General features: G+C 64.1%; 6 protein-coding genes. 1 reads left to right on the top strand and 5 read right to left on the bottom strand.

Annotated features, from left to right (window positions below; translation table 11 throughout):
* A partial coding sequence (locus AC1D14_RS21260) for an enolase C-terminal domain-like protein (RefSeq protein ID WP_476969138.1) occupies positions 1–235 on the top strand: 235 nt, incomplete at its 5' end.
* 87 nt (positions 236–322) lie between these two features.
* Here the strand turns inward: AC1D14_RS21260 and AC1D14_RS21255 are convergent.
* From AC1D14_RS21255 to AC1D14_RS21235, 5 genes are all read right to left on the bottom strand, one after another.
* Positions 323–520 carry a hypothetical protein gene (locus AC1D14_RS21255; protein ID WP_230120948.1) on the bottom strand — a complete coding sequence of 66 codons (198 nt, stop codon included), beginning with the start codon at positions 518–520 and terminating at the stop codon, positions 323–325.
* 52 nt (positions 521–572) lie between these two features.
* Complete coding sequence (gene mmsB, locus AC1D14_RS21250; protein ID WP_230120946.1) at positions 573–1,886, bottom strand: multiple monosaccharide ABC transporter permease; 1,314 nt, start codon at positions 1,884–1,886, stop codon at positions 573–575.
* A 5-nt stretch (positions 1,887–1,891) separates the two neighbouring features.
* Entirely contained in the window at positions 1,892–3,421 is a 1,530-nt protein-coding gene (mmsA, locus tag AC1D14_RS21245) for a multiple monosaccharide ABC transporter ATP-binding protein (protein ID WP_476882471.1), read from the bottom strand.
* Positions 3,422–3,520: 99 nt separating this feature from the next.
* Complete coding sequence (chvE, locus tag AC1D14_RS21240) at positions 3,521–4,645, bottom strand: multiple monosaccharide ABC transporter substrate-binding protein (RefSeq protein ID WP_354962224.1); 1,125 nt, start codon at positions 4,643–4,645, stop codon at positions 3,521–3,523.
* 348 nt (positions 4,646–4,993) lie between these two features.
* A complete protein-coding gene (locus tag AC1D14_RS21235; protein ID WP_230120940.1) occupies positions 4,994–6,580 on the bottom strand; it encodes an alkaline phosphatase D family protein in 1,587 nt (528 codons plus the stop codon).
* Positions 6,581–6,647 lie beyond the last annotated feature (67 nt).

The raw sequence follows: 6,647 nt of genomic DNA, 5'->3' as shown, positions 1-6,647 counted from the left end.
GCTGCACGTGGGCCTTGCCATCCACAACTACGGCATCCAGGAGTACATGCAGCACTCGGACGCCACCAACACCGTGTTCGAGCAGTCCATGACGTTCACCGACGGGTACCTGCACCCGGGCGACAAGCCCGGCATCGGCGTCGAATTCAACGAGGAAGCCGCGGCCACCTACCCGTACCAGCAGGCCTACCTGCCCTACAACCGCCTGGTCGACGGCACCGTCCATGACTGGTGAGGCACCACTGGTGACGACCTGAGCCGCAGGCGGCGTGCCGCCTGCGGCTCAGGCAATGATGTCAAGCAGTAGTGTCAGGCAACGAGGTCAGGCAATCGGCCGGACCTCGTAGCCATCGGCCTTGCTGATCAGCTGCCGGCCGTGGTTGCCGTCAAAACGCAGCCACATGACCGAGGAATCCCACGTGACGTCTTCCACCTCGGCGGTGCGGACGTGCTGGCCGCCGCGCCGCAGTTCGACCGTGCGGCCCACCAGCAGGGTCCAGTCGTTGTCTGCCTCGGCCATGGTTTCCTTCCTGTCCGTCCCGGCAGCACGCCATCCGACGGTGCCGTGGGGTTCAGGGCTTCTCAGCAGCGCTTGCCGGGTGAGCCACGGCAGCCACAGAGACTGGTGTCTTGCCCGCTGGCTTGGTCTCCTCGACACCGGCGGGCGGGGTTGTCTTCCATTTGAAACGCTTGCCGAGGGTGGATCCGCCGCCGGCGCTGCGGTTCTTGTTGAAGATGTCGAAGCCGACGGCAAGCAGCAGCACCAGGCCCTTGATCAGTTGCTGGTAGTCGGTGCCCAGGCCCAGGATGGACATGCCGTTGTTAAGCACGCCCATGATGAGGCCGCCGACCATTGCTCCGGCCACGGTGCCGATTCCGCCCTGGACGGCGGCCCCGCCGATGAAGGCCGCAGCGATGGAGTCCAGTTCGAAGCCGGTGCCGCCGGCCGGCTGGGCGGAGTTCAGCCGAGCCGTGAATACGAGGCCCGCCAGGGCGGCGAGCACTCCCATGTTCACGAAGAGCCGGAAGGTGACGGCCTTGGTCTTGATGCCCGAGAGCTCGGCGGCGTGGAGGTTGCCGCCGATGGCGTAGGTGTGGCGGCCGAAGATGCTGTTGCTCATGAGCGCGGAATAGACGATGACGAGGACGGCCAGGACGATCAGCACGATCGGGGTGCCGCGGTAGCTCGCGAGCAGGAACGTGATGGTGAGCATCAGGAGCGCGATGAAGACTGTCTTGATGGCGAACCAGGCCATGGGTTCGTTTTCGAGGTTGAACTTCCGGCGGACGCGGCGCTCCTTGATGGACTGAATCAGCAGAGCGGCTGTGGCTCCGACACCGAGGATGACTGTCAGCCACTCCAGTACTGAGGTGCCGCCTGAGATGTCCGGGAGGAAGCCTCCGCCCAAGGCGCGGAGCTCGGCCGGGAACGGGGTGATCTGCTGGTTCTTGAGCGTGATCAGGGTCAGGCCGCGGAAGATGAGCATGCCGGCCAGGGTGACGATGAAGGCCGGTATGCCCACGTAGGCGATCCAGTATCCCTGCCAGGCCCCCACAAGGGCGCCGACGAGCAGGCAGGCCGGGATCGCGGCCCACCAGGCCCAGCCCCAGTGGACGATCATCACGCCGGCGACGGCGCCGATGAAGCCCGCGATGGAGCCGACGGAGAGGTCGATGTGGCCCGCGATGATGACCATCACCATGCCGATGGCCAGAATCAGGATGTAGCTGTTCTGGACCACGAGGTTGGTGACGTTTTGCGGCTCGAGCAGGATGCCGTTGGTCAGGACCTGGAACAGCAGGACGATCAGGATCAGGGCGACGAAGATGCCGACCTGGCGGAGGCGGCTTGCCAGGAAGCCCATGGATTCTCGGAGGGCGGACATGGTCGTTATTCCTTCTCTTGGGTCATGTAGTGCATGAGTGTTTCCTGGGATGCTTCGGCAATCGGGACTTCGCCCGTGATGTGCCCGGCGGACAGCGTGTAGATCCTGTCGCAGATGCCCAGGAGTTCGGGGAGTTCGGAGGAGATCACGATGACGGCTTTCCCTTCGGCGGCGAGTCCGGCGATGATCGAATAGATCTCGAACTTGGCGCCCACATCGATGCCCCGTGTCGGCTCATCGAGGATCAGCACATCGGGGTCGGAGAACATCCATTTGCTCAGCACGACTTTCTGCTGGTTGCCGCCGGAGAGTTTTCCGGTGATGGCAGCCACCGAGGGCGCCTTGATGTTCATGCTCTTCCGGTACCGGTTGGCAACGACGGTCTCTTCGTTCCTGTCCACCCAGCCCTTCTTGGCGAGCTTGCCCAGCGCCGCCATCGAGATGTTGCGCTTGATGTCCTCGATGAGGTTCAGGCCGTAGTGCTTGCGGTCCTCCGTGGCATAGGCGATGCCGTGCCGGATTGCGTCAGACACGGTGGAGGTGTTGATCTCCTCGCCATACTTGAATACCCGGCCGGAGGTGGCCCGGCCATAGGTACGCCCGAAAACGCTCATGGCCAGTTCAGTCCGTCCGGCGCCCATGAGCCCGGCCAGGCCGACGACTTCACCCTTGCGGACGTTCAGGCTGGCGTTGTGGACCACGGTGCGGCTGTGGTCCTGCGGGTGCTGGACCGTCCAGTCCTCGATCCGGAGGACTTCCTCGCCGATCGTCGGCGTGCGCTCCGGGTAGAGGCTTTCCAGGTCGCGGCCCACCATGCCTCGGATGATCCGTTCTTGGGTGATCTGTCCCTGGTCCAGGCGCAGAGTCTCGATCGTCTTGCCGTCGCGGATGATGCTGACGGCGTCGGCGACCTTGCGGATCTCGTTGAGCTTGTGGCTGATGATGATGCTGGTGACGCCCTGGCCCTTCAGATGCAGGATGAGGTCCAGCAGGTGCCCCGAGTCCTCGTCGTTCAGCGCCGCCGTGGGCTCGTCCAGGATCAGCAGCTTCACTTCCTTGGACAGCGCCTTGGCGATCTCCACGAGCTGCTGCTTTCCGACGCTGATGTGCTGGATCGGGGTCACGGGGTTTTCGCTGAGCCCGACGCGGGCCAGGAGCTTCGCCGCTTCCAGGTTGGTCTGGCGCCAGTCCACCCACCCCCGGGAGGCGATTTCGTTTCCGAGGAAGATGTTCTCGGCAATGGACAGGTACGGGCTGAGGGCCAGTTCCTGGTGGATGATGACGATCCCGCGCTTTTCGCTGTCGCTGATGGTGGAAAAGTCGCACGGCTCGTTTTCGAAGAGGATGTCGCCGTCGAAGGTGTTGTGCGGATAGACGCCGGAGAGCACCTTCATGAGGGTCGATTTGCCGGCCCCGTTTTCACCGCAGATCGCGTGGACCTCGCCGCGGTTCACGTTCAGGGTGACGTCCTGGAGGGCTTTCACGCCGGGGAAGGTCTTGGTGATTCCCCGCATTTGAAGAATGGGTACGTTCATGGTCAATTCCTGCTGACTGTTCGAGAGCCGGACTCCTGCGGATGCGGGGCCCCGTTCGGGTGCGGCCTGGCCAAAGTCAGGCCGCACCCGGCACGGTGGCTACTTGATGTCAGCGTCCGTGTAGTAACCGGAGTCGATAAGTTCCTGCTTGTAGTTGTCCTTGGTGACAATCACGGACTTGAGCAGGTAGGCCGGGACCACCTTGACCTTGTTGTTGTAGGTCTTGGTGTCGTTGGTTTCGGCTTCCTGGCCCTTGAGGACGGCGTCGACCATCTTCACGGCCTGTTCACCGAGCTTGCGGGTGTCCTTGAAAATCGTGGAGTACTGCTCCCCGGCGACGATGGACTTGACCGAGCCCTTCTCCGCGTCCTGGCCGGTCACGACCGGCAGGGCGCCCTTGGAGTAGCCGCCAGTGCTGGTCAGTGCCGAGATGATGCCGATCGACAGGCCGTCATAGGGCGACAGCACGCCGTCGAGCTTCTTGCCCGAACCGTACGCGGCCGTGAGGATGTCCTCCATGCGCTTCTGGGCCGTCGCAGCCTGCCAGCGCAGGATCGCGGCCTGCTCGAACTTGGTCTGGCCGCTGGGCACCTTGAGGGTACCGGCATCCAGGAACGGCTTCAGGGTGTCCATCGCGCCGGTCCAGAAGAAGTTGGCGTTGTTGTCATCCGGGCTGCCGGCGAACAGCTCCACGTTGAACGGACCCTTGCCGGCCACCTTCTTGCCGGAAGCATCCACCAGGCCCAGGCCCGTGAGCAGCGACGTGGCCTGCTGGACACCGACCTCGTAGTTGTCGAAGGTGGTGTAGTAGTCCACGTTCGGCGAGCCGTTGATCAGCCGGTCATAGGCGATGACCTTGACGTTCTGTTCCTTGGCCTTGGCCAGGACATCGGTCAGCGTGGTGCCGTCAATGGCAGCGATGATCAGCGACTTAGCACCCTTGGTCAGCATGTTCTCAATCTGCGAAACCTGCGTCGGGATGTCGTCGTTTGCGTACTGAAGGTCAGTCTTGTAACCGAGCTTGGCCAGGGAATCGCTGACATTCTTGCCGTCATTGATCCACCGCTCCGAGGTCTGGGTCGGCATCGAAATGCCCACCAGGGACCCCGCCGCATCAGTGCTGGCGGCGGGAGCGGCGGTTCCGGGCCGGCTGCCGCAGCCCGTCGCACCGACCGTGACGGCCAGGACGACGGCGAAGGCGCCCAGGAGTTTCTTGATACGCACGTTGTTCTCCTTCCGCGGCTGACTCGTGCCGCGAATTAGTGCTGAGTCGGAAGGCATCTGCGCCCTCCGACGGGACCGGCAGTTGGGTCCGGTCAGCTGGTGCGCGGTCCTGCGGCCACGCACCAGAAGGCTTTTTGTTGTAAGTTCGGTCAGGTGCTGCGAACCTAGCAATTTTATGAAGCTGTCGCCGCGCTCTTGTGAGCGCTAACAATGTTGAGAATATCTCACTCATTCGTGTGGGTCAAATCACATATAATCGCGTGGGCGCGGGCTCCCCCGCCGCCCGAGGAGCCGGGGCCGGCAAGGTTGCACGGGTGCAGGGTGCGTTCCGCCCTGCACCCGTTTGGTCTAGCCGCGGGGCTGCAGTCCCGGCACGCCGTCGTCGATCCGGAAGGACGCCCTGGTTCTGACCGGGGAGCCGGGCACGCTCACGTAATCGAGCACACGGAAATCGGCCTTCATGGAGTCCTTCGTGATGGTGGTCCGGACGTAACCGCGCTGGTCGTTGTAAAACTTCAGATGCTGGTTCCAGGCCATGGTCGGATCCGAGACAGAGCCTGTTCCGTTGCCGGTGGACGTGATCGACGTGCACACCAGCTCCGACCCCACCACGGGCGCGTCCGGGTCCTGGTAGTTCACCTTGACGTCGTTGGCCCAGTGGCGGTGGACGTCACCGGTAAGCACGACGGCGTTGCGCACCTTCGCGTCCACCCAGCCCTGTGTGATGCGGCGGCGGGAGGCGGCATAACCGTCCCACCCGTCCATGGACACGTCGTCGATTTCCGGCGCTTTGTTGCGGTCGCGCTCTGCGAAGAACACCTGCTGGCCCAGGACATCCCAGCGCGCCCGGGACTTCCGGAAGCCGTCCAGCAGCCACTGCTCCTGATCCTGGCCGGTGATGCTGCGGTCCTCGTCGAGGCGCTCCTGGACATTCGCTCGCCAGCCGTCACCCGCCAGCTGGTCATCCCGGTATTGGCGCGTATCCATCATGTGGAAGTTGGCCAGCTGTCCCCACTGCACCGTTCGGTAGATCTTCATGTCAGCGCCTGCGGGGACGGCCGGCGCACGCATGGGCATGTTTTCGTAGTACGCCTGAAAGGCCGCTGCCCGTCGTTTGCGGAAGTTGGCCGCAGTGTCGTTGAGCTGGGCTGGATCGGTGTTCTCCGGGACCTCGTCGGCCCAGTTGTTGTCCACCTCGTGGTCATCCCACACCACCAGCCAAGGGGCGGCCGCGTGCGCCGCCTGGAGGTCGGCGTCGGCCTTGTACTGCGCGTGGCGCTGGCGGTAGTTCTCCAGCGTCACCGTCTCGGGGCCCTCGTGGTCGCGGACGTTGCCGCCGCCCACCACATAGGAGCCTTTCTTGTATTCGTACTGGTAGTCACCGAGGTGAAGGACCAGGTCCGGCTGATCGTCGGCAAGTCGCCGGTAGGCGGTGAAAAAGCCGTGCTCGTACTGGGCGCAGCTGGCAAAGGACATGGCCAGGGCTGCCGGAGTCTCGTTCCACGCAGGACTCGTCAGGGTCCGGCCGACAGGGCTGACATGGCGTCCGGTCCGGAACCGGTAGAAGTATTCACGGCCCGGCTTCAGGCCGCGCAGCTCGGCGTGCACGGAGTGGGCACTCGCCGGCGCAGCGCTCTCCACACCGCGTCGGATGACTTTCCGCATGGCAGGGTCCTCGGCCACTTCCCAGGCCACAGCGACATTGTGCGACGGCATGCCGCCCATCCCGTCCTCGGCCAGTGGGCTGAGGGCGAGGCGCGTCCAGATAACGAAACCGTCAGGCCACGGGTCGCCGGAGGCCACGCCCAAGGTGAAGGGGTCGGCGCGGAGGCCTGCTTCGGAATTCCGCTGGTCCGCGACGGCGGTGCCGGGGAGCGCGATGACGAGGCCGGCACCCAGGCCGGTGGTGATGAGCGTTCTGCGCGAAATGTCCATGGACCGAACGTAGCCACCCTGTTTTGACACGTGCGGACGCGCGCGTGAATCCCCCGTGAACGCTGAC

This window comes from Arthrobacter sp. P1_B11 (genome assembly GCF_056406715.1).
Note: the sequence above shows the minus strand (reverse complement) of the source record. Positions and strands in the feature narration are given on the sequence as shown.

Bases quoted from the DNA above. Each gene is read 5' to 3' on its own strand.
- AC1D14_RS21255 (WP_230120948.1), bottom strand. From the start codon at position 520: ATGGCCGAGGCAGACAACGACTGGACCCTGCTGGTGGGCCGCACGGTC.
- mmsB (WP_230120946.1), bottom strand. From the start codon at position 1,886: ATGTCCGCCCTCCGAGAATCCATGGGCTTCCTGGCAAGCCGCCTCCGC.
- mmsA (WP_476882471.1), bottom strand. From the start codon at position 3,421: ATGAACGTACCCATTCTTCAAATGCGGGGAATCACCAAGACCTTCCCC.
- AC1D14_RS21235 (WP_230120940.1), bottom strand. From the start codon at position 6,580: ATGGACATTTCGCGCAGAACGCTCATCACCACCGGCCTGGGTGCCGGC.